The sequence below is a fragment of the Paenisporosarcina sp. P4_B8 genome (assembly GCF_056402175.1).
The window spans coordinates 140,085-155,687 of record NZ_JBFUHX010000001.1; the positions used below are offsets into that span (position 1 = coordinate 140,085).

The 15,603-nt window shown below is 39.7% G+C and carries 16 protein-coding genes; 14 read left to right on the plus strand and 2 right to left on the minus strand.

Translation table 11 applies throughout. The features are described from left to right. Positions 1–10: 10 nt before the first annotated feature. From AC1DSK_RS00720 to AC1DSK_RS00760, 9 genes are all read left to right on the plus strand, one after another. Entirely contained in the window at positions 11–1,402 is a 1,392-nt protein-coding gene (locus AC1DSK_RS00720; protein ID WP_477546160.1) for a vWA domain-containing protein, read from the plus strand. 15 nt (positions 1,403–1,417) lie between these two features. After that, on the plus strand, positions 1,418–3,118 hold the full coding sequence (locus tag AC1DSK_RS00725; RefSeq protein WP_477546161.1) for a hypothetical protein: 1,701 nt from the start codon (positions 1,418–1,420) through the stop codon (positions 3,116–3,118). Positions 3,119–3,154: 36 nt separating this feature from the next. After that, positions 3,155–3,529, plus strand: coding sequence for a hypothetical protein (locus AC1DSK_RS00730; RefSeq protein WP_477546162.1), 375 nt, complete (start codon positions 3,155–3,157; stop codon positions 3,527–3,529). Next, positions 3,504–4,166, plus strand: coding sequence for a hypothetical protein (locus AC1DSK_RS00735; protein ID WP_477546163.1), 663 nt, complete (start codon positions 3,504–3,506; stop codon positions 4,164–4,166). The genes AC1DSK_RS00730 and AC1DSK_RS00735 overlap by 26 nt, the downstream gene beginning before the upstream one ends. After that, positions 4,163–4,585 carry a hypothetical protein gene (locus AC1DSK_RS00740; RefSeq protein WP_477546164.1) on the plus strand — a complete coding sequence of 141 codons (423 nt, stop codon included), beginning with the start codon at positions 4,163–4,165 and terminating at the stop codon, positions 4,583–4,585. Before AC1DSK_RS00735 ends, AC1DSK_RS00740 begins: the two co-directional genes overlap by 4 nt. 5 nt (positions 4,586–4,590) lie before the next feature. Beyond that, positions 4,591–5,223: a hypothetical protein gene (locus tag AC1DSK_RS00745; RefSeq protein WP_477597999.1), complete on the plus strand. Its 633-nt coding sequence runs from the start codon at positions 4,591–4,593 to the stop codon at positions 5,221–5,223. A gap of 77 nt (positions 5,224–5,300) precedes the next feature. Then, the gene (locus AC1DSK_RS00750) at positions 5,301–5,915 is read left to right on the plus strand and encodes a hypothetical protein (RefSeq protein ID WP_477546166.1); all 615 of its coding nucleotides are present in this window, start codon (positions 5,301–5,303) and stop codon (positions 5,913–5,915) included. A 72-nt stretch (positions 5,916–5,987) separates the two neighbouring features. Next, the gene (locus AC1DSK_RS00755) at positions 5,988–6,380 is read left to right on the plus strand and encodes a pilus assembly protein (protein ID WP_477598001.1); all 393 of its coding nucleotides are present in this window, start codon (positions 5,988–5,990) and stop codon (positions 6,378–6,380) included. Further along, positions 6,377–7,021: a hypothetical protein gene (locus AC1DSK_RS00760; protein ID WP_477546168.1), complete on the plus strand. Its 645-nt coding sequence runs from the start codon at positions 6,377–6,379 to the stop codon at positions 7,019–7,021. Before AC1DSK_RS00755 ends, AC1DSK_RS00760 begins: the two co-directional genes overlap by 4 nt. A gap of 199 nt (positions 7,022–7,220) precedes the next feature. Here AC1DSK_RS00760 and AC1DSK_RS00765 read toward each other — a convergent pair whose 3' ends face one another. Beyond that, positions 7,221–7,451: a helix-turn-helix domain-containing protein gene (locus AC1DSK_RS00765; protein WP_477530779.1), complete on the minus strand. Its 231-nt coding sequence runs from the start codon at positions 7,449–7,451 to the stop codon at positions 7,221–7,223. A gap of 101 nt (positions 7,452–7,552) precedes the next feature. On the opposite strand from AC1DSK_RS00765, the gene AC1DSK_RS00770 reads away from it, so the two are divergent. The 3 genes from AC1DSK_RS00770 to AC1DSK_RS00780 all read left to right on the plus strand — a co-directional run bounded on the left by AC1DSK_RS00770 (position 7,553) and on the right by AC1DSK_RS00780 (position 11,753). Continuing rightward, positions 7,553–8,431: an EamA family transporter gene (locus AC1DSK_RS00770; protein ID WP_477546169.1), complete on the plus strand. Its 879-nt coding sequence runs from the start codon at positions 7,553–7,555 to the stop codon at positions 8,429–8,431. A 276-nt stretch (positions 8,432–8,707) separates the two neighbouring features. After that, positions 8,708–9,400, plus strand: a complete 693-nt coding sequence (locus tag AC1DSK_RS00775; protein ID WP_477546170.1) for a response regulator transcription factor — start codon at positions 8,708–8,710, stop codon at positions 9,398–9,400. A gap of 154 nt (positions 9,401–9,554) precedes the next feature. After that, complete coding sequence (locus AC1DSK_RS00780; RefSeq protein ID WP_477546171.1) at positions 9,555–11,753, plus strand: histidine kinase dimerization/phospho-acceptor domain-containing protein; 2,199 nt, start codon at positions 9,555–9,557, stop codon at positions 11,751–11,753. A 92-nt stretch (positions 11,754–11,845) separates the two neighbouring features. On the opposite strand, the gene AC1DSK_RS00785 is transcribed toward AC1DSK_RS00780, so the two are convergent. Continuing rightward, entirely contained in the window at positions 11,846–12,496 is a 651-nt protein-coding gene (locus AC1DSK_RS00785; RefSeq protein ID WP_477546172.1) for a CPBP family intramembrane glutamic endopeptidase, read from the minus strand. Between the two features lie 97 nt (positions 12,497–12,593). Between AC1DSK_RS00785 and AC1DSK_RS00790 the strand changes: the two genes are divergently transcribed. Together AC1DSK_RS00790 and AC1DSK_RS00795 are read left to right on the plus strand one after the other, a co-directional pair. Continuing rightward, on the plus strand, positions 12,594–13,616 hold the full coding sequence (locus tag AC1DSK_RS00790) for a potassium channel family protein (RefSeq protein ID WP_477546173.1): 1,023 nt from the start codon (positions 12,594–12,596) through the stop codon (positions 13,614–13,616). Between the two features lie 54 nt (positions 13,617–13,670). Next, on the plus strand, positions 13,671–15,443 hold the full coding sequence (locus tag AC1DSK_RS00795) for a mechanosensitive ion channel (RefSeq protein ID WP_477546174.1): 1,773 nt from the start codon (positions 13,671–13,673) through the stop codon (positions 15,441–15,443). The last annotated feature ends 160 nt before the right edge of the window (positions 15,444–15,603 follow it).

A 15,603-nucleotide genomic window follows, 5' to 3' on the forward strand; every position in this document is an offset into this window, starting at 1 on the left:
GAGGAAACTCATGCGTTATAAAAATTTATTAATTTTATGTTGTCTTGGTCTATTCCTTTCAGCATGTACAGATGAAAAAGAAGCTGGTAAAGGAATAGTACCAGGTGAAAAAATAACAAGCGATAAATCAGTAGGTGCAGAAAAGCCATCAGAAACAACCGATAGTCAAAAGAAAAAAGAAGAGGTGGAAGTAAAGCCTCTTCCTACAACTTTAGATGAATTAGCAAATTTGCCAGTAGGATATACTGGCCCCTTTCTCTCATCTTTAAATGAAGAGGATCGGAAAAAGCTTGATGAATTAACAAAGGATTTGCCTGATATTTCAAATGAACCAAGTCAGGAAGAACTGGACAATTATTATAGTGAAATTCTTGCTGTATTTCAGGAGGATTTCAAAGGTCCTGAAGATATCATTGAGGAATTGAAGTTTCAATCACTGGGAAGTCCTGACGTGGAAGATTCTCGTATGCAGTTCAAAGAAAATTTGAATGTAATGGTCATTCTTGATGCTTCAGGAAGTATGGGTAAAGAGGCAGGGGGACAGACGCAAATGGATGCTGCAAAATCTGCTATCACCAATTTTGTGAGTGGACTCCCTGAAAATGCGAATGTTGGATTGCGCATCTACGGTCAAGAAGGTACAGGAAACAAAGCAGACAAAGAGCTTTCATGTAATAGTAGTGAACTTATTTATCCAATTGGGAAATATAATCAGGCTGGGTTCGATCAGGCATTGGCAAAAGCTAAACCTGCAGGATGGACACCCATTCAGCTTGCTTTGAATGAAGCCCAAAAGGATTTGGCTTCTTATACAGGTGATAAGAATACCAATATTGTTTACTTAGTGAGTGATGGAGTTTCTACATGTGACGATGACCCAATAGAAGCTGCGAAAAAATTATATGATTCGAATATCACCCCAATCGTCAATGTAATAGGATTTAATGTTGATCATGAAGGGCAAAAGCAATTAAAGTCAATTGCCGACGCAACTCAAGGAACATATCAGGATGTCCAAAATGCCGAAGGGCTTCAAGAGGAACTTGATCAAGCTTCAAAGGTCGCTGAAAAGTGGAAACAATGGAAGACGTCAACTGAAGGCAATCTGGGTTATGAAAGAACAAATAACTCATTGGATATATTCGTTTACCATTCAAAGGAATTCGGTAAATATGTCGATGAACGTCAACTGGTAGGCTTTACACTTACTTACTTGTTCCAGGATGAAGATAAGATGTCGCAGGAAAGCCACGATTATTTGAAAGAGAAAAATAACAATTACCATATTTGGATTGAAGAGGAATATGACAAATTACGGGATGAGTTAAAAGCGATGAACGAGATGAATTATTCTGAGGCTATCAAGGCATTAGAGGAAACATATCTATCAAATACTCCATAAACAGGAGGCGCATGAATGAATAAAAGTATCTGTAAAAAGTTTTTTGCTATAAGCATGATTGCATTCATTTTGTTTTGGACTGCCGGGCCGTCGATTATGTTGGCTTCGTTCATTTCGCCAGGAACACCAATAACTCCAGGTTCTCCTATAACAGGCGGAAGCCCAATTACAGGTGGACAGTTCATTGCGCCTGGTGAAGTTAATGGACCCGGTGAGGCAATTGCGCCTGGACAAGCGGTTCAAGGTGGTAACTCGTCCGTATCTGGACAACCAATTATCTCGGGTCAACCAAGTTCGAATGGTTCCTTCATTACGCCAAATTTCATACCGAATCCATATAATGGCTGGCTGCAAACGGGAACTCCGATTACTGGGGGACAAGGACCTAATGGAGGACAAGGTCCTTCAGGTGGCGATGCGAAAGGTGGAGGGACTGGCCCAGATGGTTCATCTACAGGCGGTGGCCAAGGTGGCACTGGTGGAACCGGACCGGGTGGAACATTGCCTGGCGGAGGCCAAGGTAGCACTGGTGGAACTGGACCGGGTGGAACATTGCCTGGCGGAGGCCAAGGTGGCGCTGGTGGAACCGGACCGGGCGGAACATTGCCCGGCGGAGGCCAAGGTGGCACTGGTGGGACCGGACCGGGCGGAACATTGCCTGGCGGAGGCCAGGGTGGCACTGGTGGAACCGGGCAGGGCGGAACATCGCCCGGCGGAGGCCAAGGTGGCACTGGTGGAACCGGGCAGGGCGGAACATCGCCTAGCGGTGGTCAAGGTGAATCAGGTGGAACTTCCGGAAGTGAGTCTGGAATTGGGGACAACGTAAAAAGTGGTTTTGAATTTGCTAAAAATGCAAAAAAAGCTCTTATTACTATACCTGGTGAAATAGGTAAATTTCTGGATGGATCACTGTCCATTTATGCAGGTTTTAAAATTACGGATTTGAAGAATGGCCATGCCAAATCCAACCGTTGGTTAATCGAAGGAAATAGCCGAGCGGTAGATGGCAGTGGTAAAATGTCAAATTGGCTCAATAAACGCTACTCGAATTATTTGAATTCCTTCGAAAACTCGAAGGCTGTTGTAAAGAGTAAATCCAGTAAAGTAGTTACCTTGAATCCAGACGGGACCAAAAAAGTAACGTATGATCCAACTTATTACCCTCGTACGAATTCCGACTTTAAACAAACTAGGTTACAAGGATTTATTGATGAAAATATTTCAGCAAAGACAATAGCTAAAAAAACGGGTTCATATTTTAAGAAAAATTGGATTCCGATTGATAAAGGGAAGTTTAATCCTTCATTTTTCAACCTTAGTCCTAAAGGTCCCAATTTAGCCAAGGCAAATGGGATTGCCAATGTCGTGTTGAGTGTAGGGTACCGCCTTGCTGAAAATGCAGCTGACCCATCCAGAACCGGATTGGATCTTGCAGCAGGTATTAGTACAGATGTTGTCATTGGTGCAGGAACTACTGCACTTAGCGCAGGCGTTGGATGGTTGGCAGCGGCAGGTACTGCTGCAGCTGTTGGAAGTGTAGTCCCTGGTGTTGGTACGTTGGTCGGGGCTGCTGTAGGAATTGGAGTAGCTATATTCATGTCAACACCAGCCGGGAAGAGTATTTCCAAAGGTATTGAAAAAGGAATTAAAAATACGATGGAAGCAGCTGGGAATTTTGGGAGAAAAGTTTTCGCGAAGTTTGGCTGGGGCACTTAGTGCCCAGCCTTTACTATTCATAGATAGGAGAGAGACATGAATATATTGCGGATTATAGGGATTGCCCTTATTGTGATGGTGGGACTTGGATTTTTACTTGTGCCAGTCATTCCTAATTTTATTATTCACTCTATCGTCTTAAGTATCATCGTCTATTCCCTAGTAGGAATCTTAAGTCTTAAGAGTGATTTTCCTTATTATATTGGTTATATGGCTAGTTTTTGTTTAGTTACACTTAATCAGCTGTTTTATCATTTCATTCTGAATGTACCCGTACTTTTTGATCCTATCACGATTTTCAGTAGCTATTTACCAGCATTATTAATTGTTCTGATTACTGTTTTTATTGGGGATCGATTACTATCCAAAAAGGAGGTAGTGGGTTATGAAAGAGGCGGCGTATCATTATAATCAGCAACTACTGATTATATTATTGTTCAATATTCTCATTGGATTGCCTGTCTTCATTGTATTGTTTGGATATACTTTTTATCTAATGCAATTGGAGTTGGGTGGTATTGAAAACCTATTGATTATTTTTACAAATATATTGATGTTTGCAGTAATAGTGAAACCTTTCATTTTAATTTATGAACGCTCAGAAGAAGGCGAACCTTTGGCAATAAAGGAAGTCATAAAGGAATTCTTAGTTACTGTTGGTCCTGTATTTATTGTTTCTCTTGTCACTTTTGGCTTAATTTATTTGGGACTTGCTCTGTATGTAGTTCCCGGAATCATCATGTTACCTCTTATATTTTTCCTGCCTCTTCAATACCGTGCTCATTTTAATTTAAGTGAATGGATAAAAAAATCCTTCGAGCTCTATAAAAATAGGTTTGTAGAAATGTTATTCGATATTTTATTGTGGGTTTGTGTTATTTATATCTTATGGTGGGCTTTATTGAAGTTAACGGTATGGATTGATATGACACCTTTGGTTTTCGGTTTGTTGAGAATGGTTATGTATCTTTTCCTATTTCCTTATATTATCTTTTATTTAGCTGGTAAATATCCTGTGTCTATAGAAGTGGAGGGATATAGAGCATGAGCGAATACAAATTCAAGCAGTCTAATCCAGGAATACTGTTCCTGCTATCCAATATTACGTTGGGTGCTTATGTGCCATACTGGTTCATTTCCAGAAAGAATCCTTTACAATATTTGACCAGCAAACTAAATTTTTCAACTCTATACATAATGCTAGGACTGTATATCTTTTTCTTGGCGTACTATGTGATTGGTGGCGTCTTTCTAAATGAATTGGGTCAAAATTTAATGGACAGTATCAGTTGGATTGTTACCTTTTGGGGGTTTGGTATTCTCTATTATTCAACTTTTAGAATCGTTGAGGCTGTTGAAGAAAATATGGGTGAACGGGTTTTTAATCGATTTTTTGTCCTACTCTTACATATCTGGTATATCCAATTTGTGCTTAACAAAACGCAATTAGTTAGACGAGAGGAATGAGTAATATGCCGAAGCCATCCATTTTTGTTTTTTTACTGCTTCCATTGATATCTGCACTGATCTCACTGGGGATTCCCATTTATAGTTCCGAGTATATGATATTAACAGCCATCATTTACTTGGGGTATGCATTGTTACTCTTCATCGTTAAAGCAATGTCCTCATCTAAGGGGAAAATGGATTTTCCTAAATTTGCAGGATATGCAATGTTTACTGCTTTCGCATTTTTCTATATTATGCCTTTGATTAAAATATTTGATGGCGAAATTGGCATTCAATTGCTCTTGATCGTGATTTGGCTCGTGCTCCATATAATCTTTTTTGTCAAAGTCGAGACGTTCTACAAGATTGTTTTACCGACGGCTGGTGAACAAAAATCAAAATGGACGATTGTCTACTATCTAGTTTTCCTTGTACTTGCTCTAATTTCAGGTGGAGGAAACTTCATGGTAACGCGAATTATGACAGAAAGTTATGGACAGGAACCAATCATGAATTATTTTTCATATGTCCTATATATCATCGGTTGTTGGCTTGGAACACTTGCAGCCGTTATGAGCATTAGAATGCAAGGGAAGTCGCCGAAAGGTCGAATTGAACGAATAGTACAAAAGGGAAAGTTAGTACGTAATAAATAATCATTGAATTGATGAAGACATAGTAAATTTGAATAGCCATATTTCGGTCAATGTCTTATACAAAGGGGAAGTACGTCATGAGTAAACAAAAAAAGCTTGAAAAACTTGCAGTTCCGTTTGTTGAAAATCGTATTTTCCTTACGTTTACTCTCTTTCTTATGTTGGGTTTACCGGCCAGTTTTATACCTGAGGAAACATACCTTCAGTGGGTAGTTATCAATTCACTCGTAGCAATACTATTAACATTTGTGAATTACATGATTTGGACGAAACAGAAGAATGATAGCAAAAGGTATTTCTCACTTCACTCTTTTGTGATGATGCTCGGTTTGGCATTTTACGCGACATCTCCAATATTAAGATTGATCTATCCTTCCATGTATTTTTGGATTCTTTTAGGTGGATTGATTTTGTACACTGTTTTCTTAGTATCAAAGTATGACGCAATTGCTGGAGGGCTTTTAAATCCTCGGAAAAAAGGGTTCAAATTATTGGTTTTCTCCTTTTTTGCCATCGTTTTTGTAGCGGGAAGTAGCATATGGGGTTATATGCTAGCGTCAGATGCCGCACCGGTCAATGAAGTGGCCATTATCATGTTTTTCTTGGGACTCTTCCTATTGATGGTAGCTCCGTCAATGCTTGTAACACCAGAGCGTGCCGAAGAATTGAAAGCACCACAACATAATCATTGAATTGATGAAGACATAGTAATGTTGACCTCATAAAAAATGAATTGTGCAATATTTGAAGATAGAGGTGATCCCATGATGGGCTTACGAACATTAAAAAATGAAAAAGGTGCATTGAGTATCGAATTTCTAGGAATTCTCCCTTTCTATTTCATTTTTTTCTTATTGCTTTGGCAAGTGGTAGCTTCCGGTTATGCAGTCATGAGTTTGAAGTCTGCCGCAAATGATGGAGCGTCGGTTTACGCTTTGACCGGAGATGCGGTAGAAGCTCAAAGTGCTGTTATGCAATCCATTGGCGGTAGTGCACTTTTGGCCAGTCCCAATGTATCCATTAATCCACAAGGAAATGGTGCTTTCACTTTAACAATCAGCGCCCAGCACCCTCTTGTCTTTATTCCGGCTGAATGGAAGAAAGAGACCGCGGTCTCATTGAACTCGAAAGCAGCTGGCAAGGTGTTTGTCCCATGAAGTATTTAAGCAATGAAAGAGGAAACTCTGCCTTTTATATTATCTGGCTCTTAGGTATTTCCGCTGTCATTTTTGTCATTGTCATCAATATTGCGAAAGTATATGTAGTCAAACAACAAGCTTCAACTGCCACACAACAAGCAGCATTCGCGGGAACCATCGTTTTTTTGGAAGTTACCCAAAAAGGGATCGAGAATTTTGACAGTGACCTGACCAAATCCACCGCTCAAAAATTGGAAGATGGGGAATCCATTCAAGTTCAAATTGATAAAAAAGTGGATGAATTGGTCTCTCAAGATGTAGATTTACAGCAAGCGTACATCAAAGCATACAATGAAGTACTTCCTGAAAAATTAAGAAAACATCCTCAATTTGAAATAGAAATGAAAGAGACGTTTAGAGATTCTGGGCTTCGCGGGAAATTGCTTAGTGCAGTTCAATCAACCATCACGGCCAACGAAGCGAATGCAGATGACTTCGAAGTGCTGCTGTCCGATACAAAATGGCGTGTGGAAGTAACAGCAGATGCTACATATAAGACGATAACGGACGGAACCTATCTCCGGTCATTTACTTCGGATATTAAACAAAAAGGAGTCGGCCCGTCACTTAAATATTTGGAATATATACCTTTCGAATGAATCAGTCCTGGAACAATCCTTTAGGACTGATTTTTGTTTATCAACATCTCTCTGATTCGGCACCTGAAAGTTGAGGCTTTCTAGACTGAGGTAGACCCTACATGAATCCTTCGGTATGAAATAAAAATCCAAGCACTCTATAAAACAGAATGCTTGGATTTTCTTTATGATTTACAGATTTTCATATTTTTCGCCGAGGTTAGTCTTCATCTTTAACATCAATATCTTCAGGAATGGGAGTGTTTCGCCATTCGTCGATTTGCCGTTTAACGTCTTCCACTTGTTCTAGGTGTCGATCAAATTGTGTTTTATTTATTAAATACTGCTCGCCATCATGAACAGATTTAATTCTTCCTTCCAATACGTACCGGCGTACTTGCTGTTCAGGCATGCTCAAAAATTCAGCTGTTTCTTCTATTGTTAAATACATAGAGCAACACTCCTTTTTCTACAGTATAGTTGACGATAGGCTGTATCTCAATATGTATAAAATATGGTAAAGTACAGTCAACAACTACTTGAGGTGACGATATGAAAACAGTGATCCCTTACTTCCTTGTGCTATTAGCTGCTGTGTTATGGGGCACAACTGGAACTGCTCAAACCTATTTGCCACAAAGTGCCCAGCCTTTGACAATTGGTGCGTCACGCTTAGCAATTGGTGGATTTTCGTTATTACTAATAATGATTGTGATGAAAAAAATTAATTTCAAAACCTGGCCATGGTTGATCACTTTAATATGTGCATTGTGCATGGCATTGTTCCAACCTTTATTTTTTACCTCCGTACGAGTGACAGGTATTGCTATCGGGACTGTTGTCGCAATTGGAAGTGCACCTATTTTTTCTGGTTTGATAGAATGGTTGTTTCTTAAAATGAAGCCATCTCGCGCTTGGGTATTGGCCACAACCCTTTCAGTCATTGGATGCAGTCTTTTGTTTCTGAACAAAGACGCACTTACTGTTAATCCACTGGGTGTAACTTTGTCTTTGATTGCTGGATTTGTTTTTGCCATTTATACAATCGTCAGTAAAGCATTACTTTCTAAAGTGGAAGCCATACCGGCAGTTGCCATGACATTTTCATTGAGCGCTTTGATGTTGATGCCTTTCTTGTTCATTTTCGACAGTTCATGGGTGTCGGAACCATCGAATATTTGGACGATTTTGTACTTAGGATTTATGACAACCAGTGTTGCGTACATACTGTATTTATTGGGTCTCCAAAAAGTTCCTTCGTCATCAGCAGTAACGCTATCTTTAGGGGAACCGTTAACGGCAGCAGTTTTGAGTGTCTTTATCGTAGGGGAAGTATTAAGCCCCGTTTCATGGGTAGGCGTTTTACTATTGCTCGGAGGGATTATTGTTCTTACGTTCAGTGGAAGAAAACGAGCAAAGTATATTAGGTAAATGAAAGTGTCTCTTTAACCAGAGGCACTTTTTTAGTGTTTCTATTGGAAATATATGGGCTGGGCGGAATGAAAGGTTGTTGATGCCGATTAATATGCATTTGAAGCGGATTAAATCTCAGTTGATGCCGATTAAATAGCATATGAAGCCAAATAAAATCAAACGAAAGAAAATCCACGATGTTTTCTTAAGAAATTCTTCATTTTTATCCTCATAGTTTGTTAAGAATTGGCAGATATAATTGGTATCATAAGAAGTAGAAATGAGGTGCAACGGATGACACAATTTACGGTTCTTGTAACGGATGATGACCAGGATATTCGGGATGGAATTGAGATTTACCTGAAAAATGAAGGGTACCGCGTATTGAAAGCAGCAGATGGGCTTGAAGCATTGACGCTGCTTGAAACGAATGAGATTCATTTAATCATTCTTGATATTATGATGCCAAATATGGACGGCATACAAGCAACATTCAAAATTCGCTCAGAGCGCAACATTCCGATCATTATGCTGAGTGCCAAAGCGGAAGACTCAGATAAAATTCACGGATTATCTGTGGGGGCAGACGACTATGTAACGAAGCCATTCCATCCGATGGAACTAATGGCTCGTGTGAAGTCACAGTTGCGTCGTTACGTCCATCTCGGTACGTTCAAGGAACAGAATGCCACTGTGGCAATCGGTGGACTTGCACTGGATATGGAAGCTAAATTAGTGACTCTCGACGGGGAAACCGTCAAATTGACTCCAATCGAATACAAAATTACCGAATTGTTGATGACCAATGCCGGACGAGTGTTTTCTATCGGAGAAATTTATGAGCGTGTATGGAACGAACCCGCGTACAATGCTGAAAATATCGTCGCTGTACACATTAGAAAAATTCGGGAAAAAATTGAAACGGATCCGAAAAATCCGCGATATGTAAAGGTGGTGTGGGGCATTGGCTACAAGATCGAAAAGTAAGGTATCCCACTGGTTATCCATTGTCGCACTTGCATTAGCCATGCTCAGTCTTATGTATTGCTATTCCTTTGTTGCCCAATTAATAGATGACAACTTTTCCTCGAGTAGGATGTTTGTGCAATTGTCCCGCATATTAAAAGGAGGCGTCTAAGTGATGAAAAGAACAACATGGCTTTTTTATGGACTTGTCAGCCTAACAATATTGGCGATTATTACATTTACTTTACACAGTCAACAATACTTGTGGAAAGATTTTAAAGACTCCGATCATTTTCAAATAATTGTGGAATCCCAAATGAATGAAGTCTATCCAACGTTAATAAACAGGTTTGACGTGAAAGAAGAAATCAAGAACCTTAAAGTGACTGAAAACGAAATTGAAGAATACCGTACGTATTACGGTTCCCAAACGGATCAAATCCGTAGCGTTCGGTATCAATACGAAAGTTTGATTGAGGAAGCGACATCATTGTCGGAAGAGGGAATGATGTCGGAATTAGTGAGTGAGCGAGATGAGAAAATCGCAGAAATCCGCAAAAACTTTGCCGATGATGAAGTGGTGCGAAATAAAATCATGGAAGCGAAAAAGCAGGCATTGGAAGAATATGATCGAAAAGTCTCTAACTCGCTTCCCCATTTGAAGGCACTGCAACAGCAAATGGCCTATGAACTGACCAATTTGGAAACAGGTGAACACTACTCTTTTGGTGATGTCAAAGACGCGGATACAATTAAGAAAGAGTACAGTTCAAAAACCGGTTTTCTTCGTCTTTCAAATGTGAATCAAAATTATATGAGTGTGGAAGATGGGGAATTGAAATCTTTATCGATCTATTACATTATGAATATGATCGAAGACCAGGACAGCCAGTTTTCCGGAACAGTCGCTATACCAAAAACGACTAATCTAGCTTCTGAACATATGCAGGGTCTGACCAACTTCAATCAAAACAAAGCCTACTTTTACTCTCTTTGGATGTTGGGGCTGATCGCACTTGGAGGAGCCATATGGTTATTTAGCAAAAGGAAGGGCGAAGTACTTTCTTCCCCAACACATCCTGTAGTTCAGGGACGCAAATTGGAGATTCGCTTATTGTTAATCTTCATTCCATTGGTTATAGCCCTTGCATTCTTAACGATAGTTTCGGATCAATTGAGCTTTTACGAATATTATTACTCCAATTTTAGATTTGCTGTATATGCAGGCATGATGTTTTTGTTATTCGTTTTCTTTCTGACGTTGGCACTCATCCAGACGGTGTGGTTGATTACAGATAGCAGGAAAACTGGAATAAGAACGATGTGGGAAAAAAGCATCCTTAAAAAATGGGTTTTGACAATCCAGGACGTGTTCCTTCACCGTCGACTGGGTACTCAGATTCTACTGATTCTGTTGGTGGTCTTCTTGGCGGGATTAGGTCTTGCGGGTATCTTTGTTGTTCCAGAGTTGCTGATTATATATGTACCACTATTTGTGTTTGTTTTGATGCCTTCGTTGTATTTATTGTTGAAGCGAGTCGGAGCCTACAATAAACTCGCATTAGCGACAGAACAAATGGCAAAAGGACATCAAATTGCAGATGTACACATTGGTGGAAAATCAGTTTTGGCCAAACATGCCAAACATTTGAACATGCTTCGTGAAGGAGTGAGGATGTCGCAATCAGAGCAAGCGAAAAGTGAAAGGTTGAAAACCGAACTGATCACAAACGTCAGCCATGATTTGCGAACACCTTTGACATCGATTATTACCTATACGGATTTACTGAAAAAAGTGGATTTAACAGATGAAGAACGTCTATCGTACATCGCGATTTTAGATCGTAAATCTCAGAGATTGAAAACATTGATAGAGGACTTGTTCGAAGTTTCCAAAATGGCTAGTGGCAATATGGAGCTTCATAAGCAACGAGTAGATTTGGCCCAGCTGATGCAACAAGCTCTTGCAGAACACGAAGAAGACATTCAAGCGGCAGGCCTTGATTTCCGCGTAACTGCGCCAGAAAATCCTTTACACGCTTTTGTTGACGGACAGAAATGGTGGAGAGTGCTGGATAATTTGATTGTGAATGCCCTCAAATATACGTTGCCCGGCACACGCGTATATGTGACATTAAAACAAGTAGATGGCTATGCACAATTTGTTGTGAAAAACGTGACTAAATATGAACTTGGTGAAAATGTGGATGAATTGTTTGAACGCTTCAAACGAGCCGATACTTCCCGTCACACGGAAGGATCCGGACTTGGATTGGCAATTGCGCAGTCAATTGTCGACTTACATGGAGGCTCAATGCGAATTGAAGTCGATGGAGATTTATTCAAGGTCACTGTATCTATAAACACTGATTAACGAAACGTGAGGGAATTGATTCCCTCACGTTTTTTTTATTGAAAAGTTCGCGGGAAGGGAGTCGATTCCCTTTTTTTATAAGATAGCAGAGTCTAATTGAAATAAAACATATAAATACCGATAAGCAATATACCTATATCCGCAAATATATGAATGATCCAAGAAGGATAAATGGTCCCACTTTTTTCATTAATCCATTGGAATATCAGACCACCAATAAAGAGACCGGCTACTGCTAAGATTAACATTGGCCAATCGAACCACGGCAGGAAAATCGCAATGTGGTAAATAGCGAAAAAGAGGCTCGGCAAGAACCACTTTAACTTGGAATCTCTTAATAAATCCGCAAGTAGGCCGCGAAAGAAAAATTCCTCCAAAAAAGAATTGCCTAACAATATGTAAACTGCGACAAAAGGAAATACTGAAGCAGTGACTCCAACCCGAGTTTCCAAGTCTATTTGCAACGCGACCAAGTCAATTGAATCATTTAACAACATGAATGCACTTAAGACTGTACCTGCAACCACTATCCCTAAACCCAATGCCAGATAAATACTCTTTTTTTGTGTTTTTCTTATTTGAAGAAATTCCAATTTATATCCTCTTAATAAAAGTACAGGGAATACTACGAAAACCATTACTTTTGCAAGTGTTTTCCATACATAGGATACTTCAAGTCCTTGTTCAATCCACAGTAGAAAGAAGATAGATATCAAGGAAAAGATAACAGTCCACTTTTTCATGTAATTTCCACCTCACTAAATGGACGAAATTCGTGTTAAAAGGTTTGCGAGAGGGTAAAAGTATAGGCAATAACAATAAAAATGAGCAGGTGAATTAATGAATACATCCAAATGGATGGACTTACGAATTCGTTTTCGACATATACTTTTTGCCATAATCGGCTTGATCGTATTAATCGCTGTGGCAACAGCCGGCTTCATGGTATTGGAAAACCTCAAATTATTCGATGCTTTTTATTTGACCATCATTTCTCTGATGACGGTGGGTTATGGAGACATTGTTCCCGAGACAGAAGCTGGGCAAAAGTTTGCTTTATTACTGATTCCCCTTGGTGTGGCTTTTGTCACTTACGCAATGGGGGCTGTCGCTTCTTATTTCATTGAACATCAACTTTCAGTAAAGGTGTGGAATAAACGAATGGAACATGCTATTAAAAATTTGGAAGATCATATCGTCGTATGCGGGTTGGGTCGAGTGGGAAGACAGGTTTACGAGCAGTTAAAAGAAGAGGATGTCCCAGTCGTCTATATTCATGACTCAGAAGAAGAAATGGTGGACTATTTGGCGGATGGGACACTTCGCATTGTTGGAAGTCCGTTGCAGGAAAATATCTTGAAAGAAGCTAATGTGGCAAAAGCACGAGGCTTGATTGCGACGTTACCGAGTGATTCAGACAATGTGTTTATCACCATCAAGGCTAAAGCTTTAAATGAAAAGATTGAAGTAGTTGCTCGCGCAGAAAATGCAGGCTCCGAAGAAGTATTATTGCGTGCTGGTGCCAGTCGAGTAATAAACCCTTCCACTATTGGTGGCAGGGAATTGGTGAGTTCTGTATTGCGCCCAGAAAGTACAGATTTAGTCAATTTACTCATTCATACAAAAGAAAAGAAACAATCATTGGAAGAAGTGGCGCTTGAGGAAGCATGTACTTACATTGGAAAATCCCTAAAAGATTCTGCGATTCGAAACGAGATGGGCGTGACGGTTTTGGCCATCCGCCGAGGTGAAGAACTCATAAGCAACCCATCGGCTGATGAAGTATTGGAAAAACAGGATGTACTGATTATTTACGGGGAGAAAGATGCGAGTGAAGCGTTTAAAAAGAAATGCAAAGGGTAAATGAAGATTGTCATGCAAGACAAATAATTTTGAAATTTCAAAGGAGGACACGCTATGATGGATCGTTACTATTGGAGAGATACTCTCTCATTTTTACCAGAACTTTTGCTAGCTTTATTGGTATTATTAATCGGATTTTTCGTGGCAAAGTTCTTAGAAAATCTTACTTACAAAATGTTACGCAAAGCTCGTGTTAATGAGCGATTAGGAAATAAAAACGAAAAATGGACAGTCGAAAAGATTATCAGTAAAGTCGTATTCTTCGTCGTGCTAATTCTAGCATTTGTATTATTCTTCAATATTCTAAACTTGAATGCAATGGCAATGCCGTTTGTTTCCATGTATTCAGGCTTAACAGGTGCTTTCCTTAACATTTTGAAAGCCGGTTTAATCTTATTATTTGCTTGGGTCTTAGCAACAGTTGTTAAGAAAGTCATTCAAATGGCCGGCAACAAGCTGAACCTGAACAAATATGTTGCGAAAACAGGTATGGAACCAAATCCTGCCGATCAAGCTAAATGGACTGATACAGCAGCTAACGTTGCTTATTATCTTATTTTCTTACTCTTCATTCCAGCGGTACTAAATGCTCTTGGAATTGATGGATTAAGTGGACCGTTTGAAGGAATGCTTGCTAGCTTCTTCAACTTTATTCCGAAGCTAGTATCTGCGGCAGTTGTATTCTTTATTGGTTGGTTTGTTGCGAAACTAGTTCGTAATTTACTAGAAAAGTTTTTACAATCAGCTGGTGCAGACCGCTTGGCAGATCGCTTGAACATTTCTTCTTTCTTTGAAGGGACAAGTATTTCCAAAGTTGTAGGAATAATCGCGTTTATTCTTATCATGATTCCAGTATCCATCACTGCACTAGAGATTTTGGATTTAGATGGAATTTCTGGTCCTGCAGTTGGTATGTTAAACGATATTTTGGCTATGTTGCCGAAAATCGCAATTGCTATCATTCTTGTATTGGTGGGAATTGTTGCAGCTAAATGGGTGAAAGACATTGTAGTTTCATTGCTAGAAAAATTGGGTGTCAATTCAATTTTCGGAAAAATGGGCTTCAAATCAGGTGCTGGTTCAGCTCCATCTTTCGCTACATTACTCGGTACAGTCGTACAAGTTATCATTATCTTATTGTTTGTTGTAGAAGCCCTACAACTACTTGAACTTGAATTTATGGTAACATTAGCAACTGGTATTTTTGCATACTTGCCATCAGTAATTGCAGCTATCATCATTTTGGCAGTTGGATTCTGGTTAGCAAATATGGCAGAACAATTAGTTGGCAGTGTGATGAGTCATTCTTCAGGAACACCACACGTATTACGTTACGTTGCCAAATATGCAATTCTTGCATTCGCATTCTTTATGGCTTTAGATCAGTTGGGCATTGCAGCTTCGATTATTAACTCTGCGTTTATCCTAATCTTAGGCGGCGTGGCATTGGCATTCGGTCTTGCATTTGGTCTAGGCGGACGCGAACATGCTGCTCGATATTTAAGCAAGATGGAAAAGAGTTTACAAGACGCTGAAGTGTCAAAAGAAAACTATAAAGCTGAAAAAGAAACAATTAAAGAATCATTGAAAGAATCTTTCCAACCCGAGAAAAATAAAGAACAAAGTTTACGTGGGTTTACACCCCATGTAGATGAAGTGAATCCTGCTATCCCAGTGAAACCAGTTGATGAAGGGTATAACACGCCTTCACCGGATGAAGTTTATCCATACGATGAAACTCCACCAAATGAAGGATCTTCATTCAACAAGGACGCTCATGATAGCTGGAACAGCACGAAACCAAAAGATGATCCATTTCGACCTTAACTAGTAAAACAGCAACTCCATAATAGGAGTTGCTGTTTTTTTCCATAAATAGAGAAATGATGTTGGACCCAAGACCTCAACTAGAGAGTTGTAGGTTTACTGTGAACCGCATCCGGTGATGAAGATGAAAGTGAATGTGGGAGAAGGCGCTTCAAATTCC

What these genes read in the sequence shown, in the direction of transcription:
- AC1DSK_RS00720 (WP_477546160.1), top strand. Translation starts at nt 11, where the DNA reads ATGCGTTATAAAAATTTATTAATTTTATGTTGTCTTGGTCTATTCCTT.
- AC1DSK_RS00725 (WP_477546161.1), top strand. Translation starts at nt 1,418, where the DNA reads ATGAATAAAAGTATCTGTAAAAAGTTTTTTGCTATAAGCATGATTGCA.
- AC1DSK_RS00730 (WP_477546162.1), top strand. Translation starts at nt 3,155, where the DNA reads ATGAATATATTGCGGATTATAGGGATTGCCCTTATTGTGATGGTGGGA.
- AC1DSK_RS00735 (WP_477546163.1), top strand. Translation starts at nt 3,504, where the DNA reads ATGAAAGAGGCGGCGTATCATTATAATCAGCAACTACTGATTATATTA.
- AC1DSK_RS00740 (WP_477546164.1), top strand. Translation starts at nt 4,163, where the DNA reads ATGAGCGAATACAAATTCAAGCAGTCTAATCCAGGAATACTGTTCCTG.
- AC1DSK_RS00745 (WP_477597999.1), top strand. Translation starts at nt 4,591, where the DNA reads ATGCCGAAGCCATCCATTTTTGTTTTTTTACTGCTTCCATTGATATCT.
- AC1DSK_RS00750 (WP_477546166.1), top strand. Translation starts at nt 5,301, where the DNA reads ATGAGTAAACAAAAAAAGCTTGAAAAACTTGCAGTTCCGTTTGTTGAA.
- AC1DSK_RS00755 (WP_477598001.1), top strand. Translation starts at nt 5,988, where the DNA reads ATGATGGGCTTACGAACATTAAAAAATGAAAAAGGTGCATTGAGTATC.
- AC1DSK_RS00760 (WP_477546168.1), top strand. Translation starts at nt 6,377, where the DNA reads ATGAAGTATTTAAGCAATGAAAGAGGAAACTCTGCCTTTTATATTATC.
- AC1DSK_RS00765 (WP_477530779.1), bottom strand. Translation starts at nt 7,451, where the DNA reads ATGTATTTAACAATAGAAGAAACAGCTGAATTTTTGAGCATGCCTGAA.
- AC1DSK_RS00770 (WP_477546169.1), top strand. Translation starts at nt 7,553, where the DNA reads ATGAAAACAGTGATCCCTTACTTCCTTGTGCTATTAGCTGCTGTGTTA.
- AC1DSK_RS00775 (WP_477546170.1), top strand. Translation starts at nt 8,708, where the DNA reads ATGACACAATTTACGGTTCTTGTAACGGATGATGACCAGGATATTCGG.
- AC1DSK_RS00780 (WP_477546171.1), top strand. Translation starts at nt 9,555, where the DNA reads ATGAAAAGAACAACATGGCTTTTTTATGGACTTGTCAGCCTAACAATA.
- AC1DSK_RS00785 (WP_477546172.1), bottom strand. Translation starts at nt 12,496, where the DNA reads ATGAAAAAGTGGACTGTTATCTTTTCCTTGATATCTATCTTCTTTCTA.
- AC1DSK_RS00790 (WP_477546173.1), top strand. Translation starts at nt 12,594, where the DNA reads ATGAATACATCCAAATGGATGGACTTACGAATTCGTTTTCGACATATA.
- AC1DSK_RS00795 (WP_477546174.1), top strand. Translation starts at nt 13,671, where the DNA reads ATGATGGATCGTTACTATTGGAGAGATACTCTCTCATTTTTACCAGAA.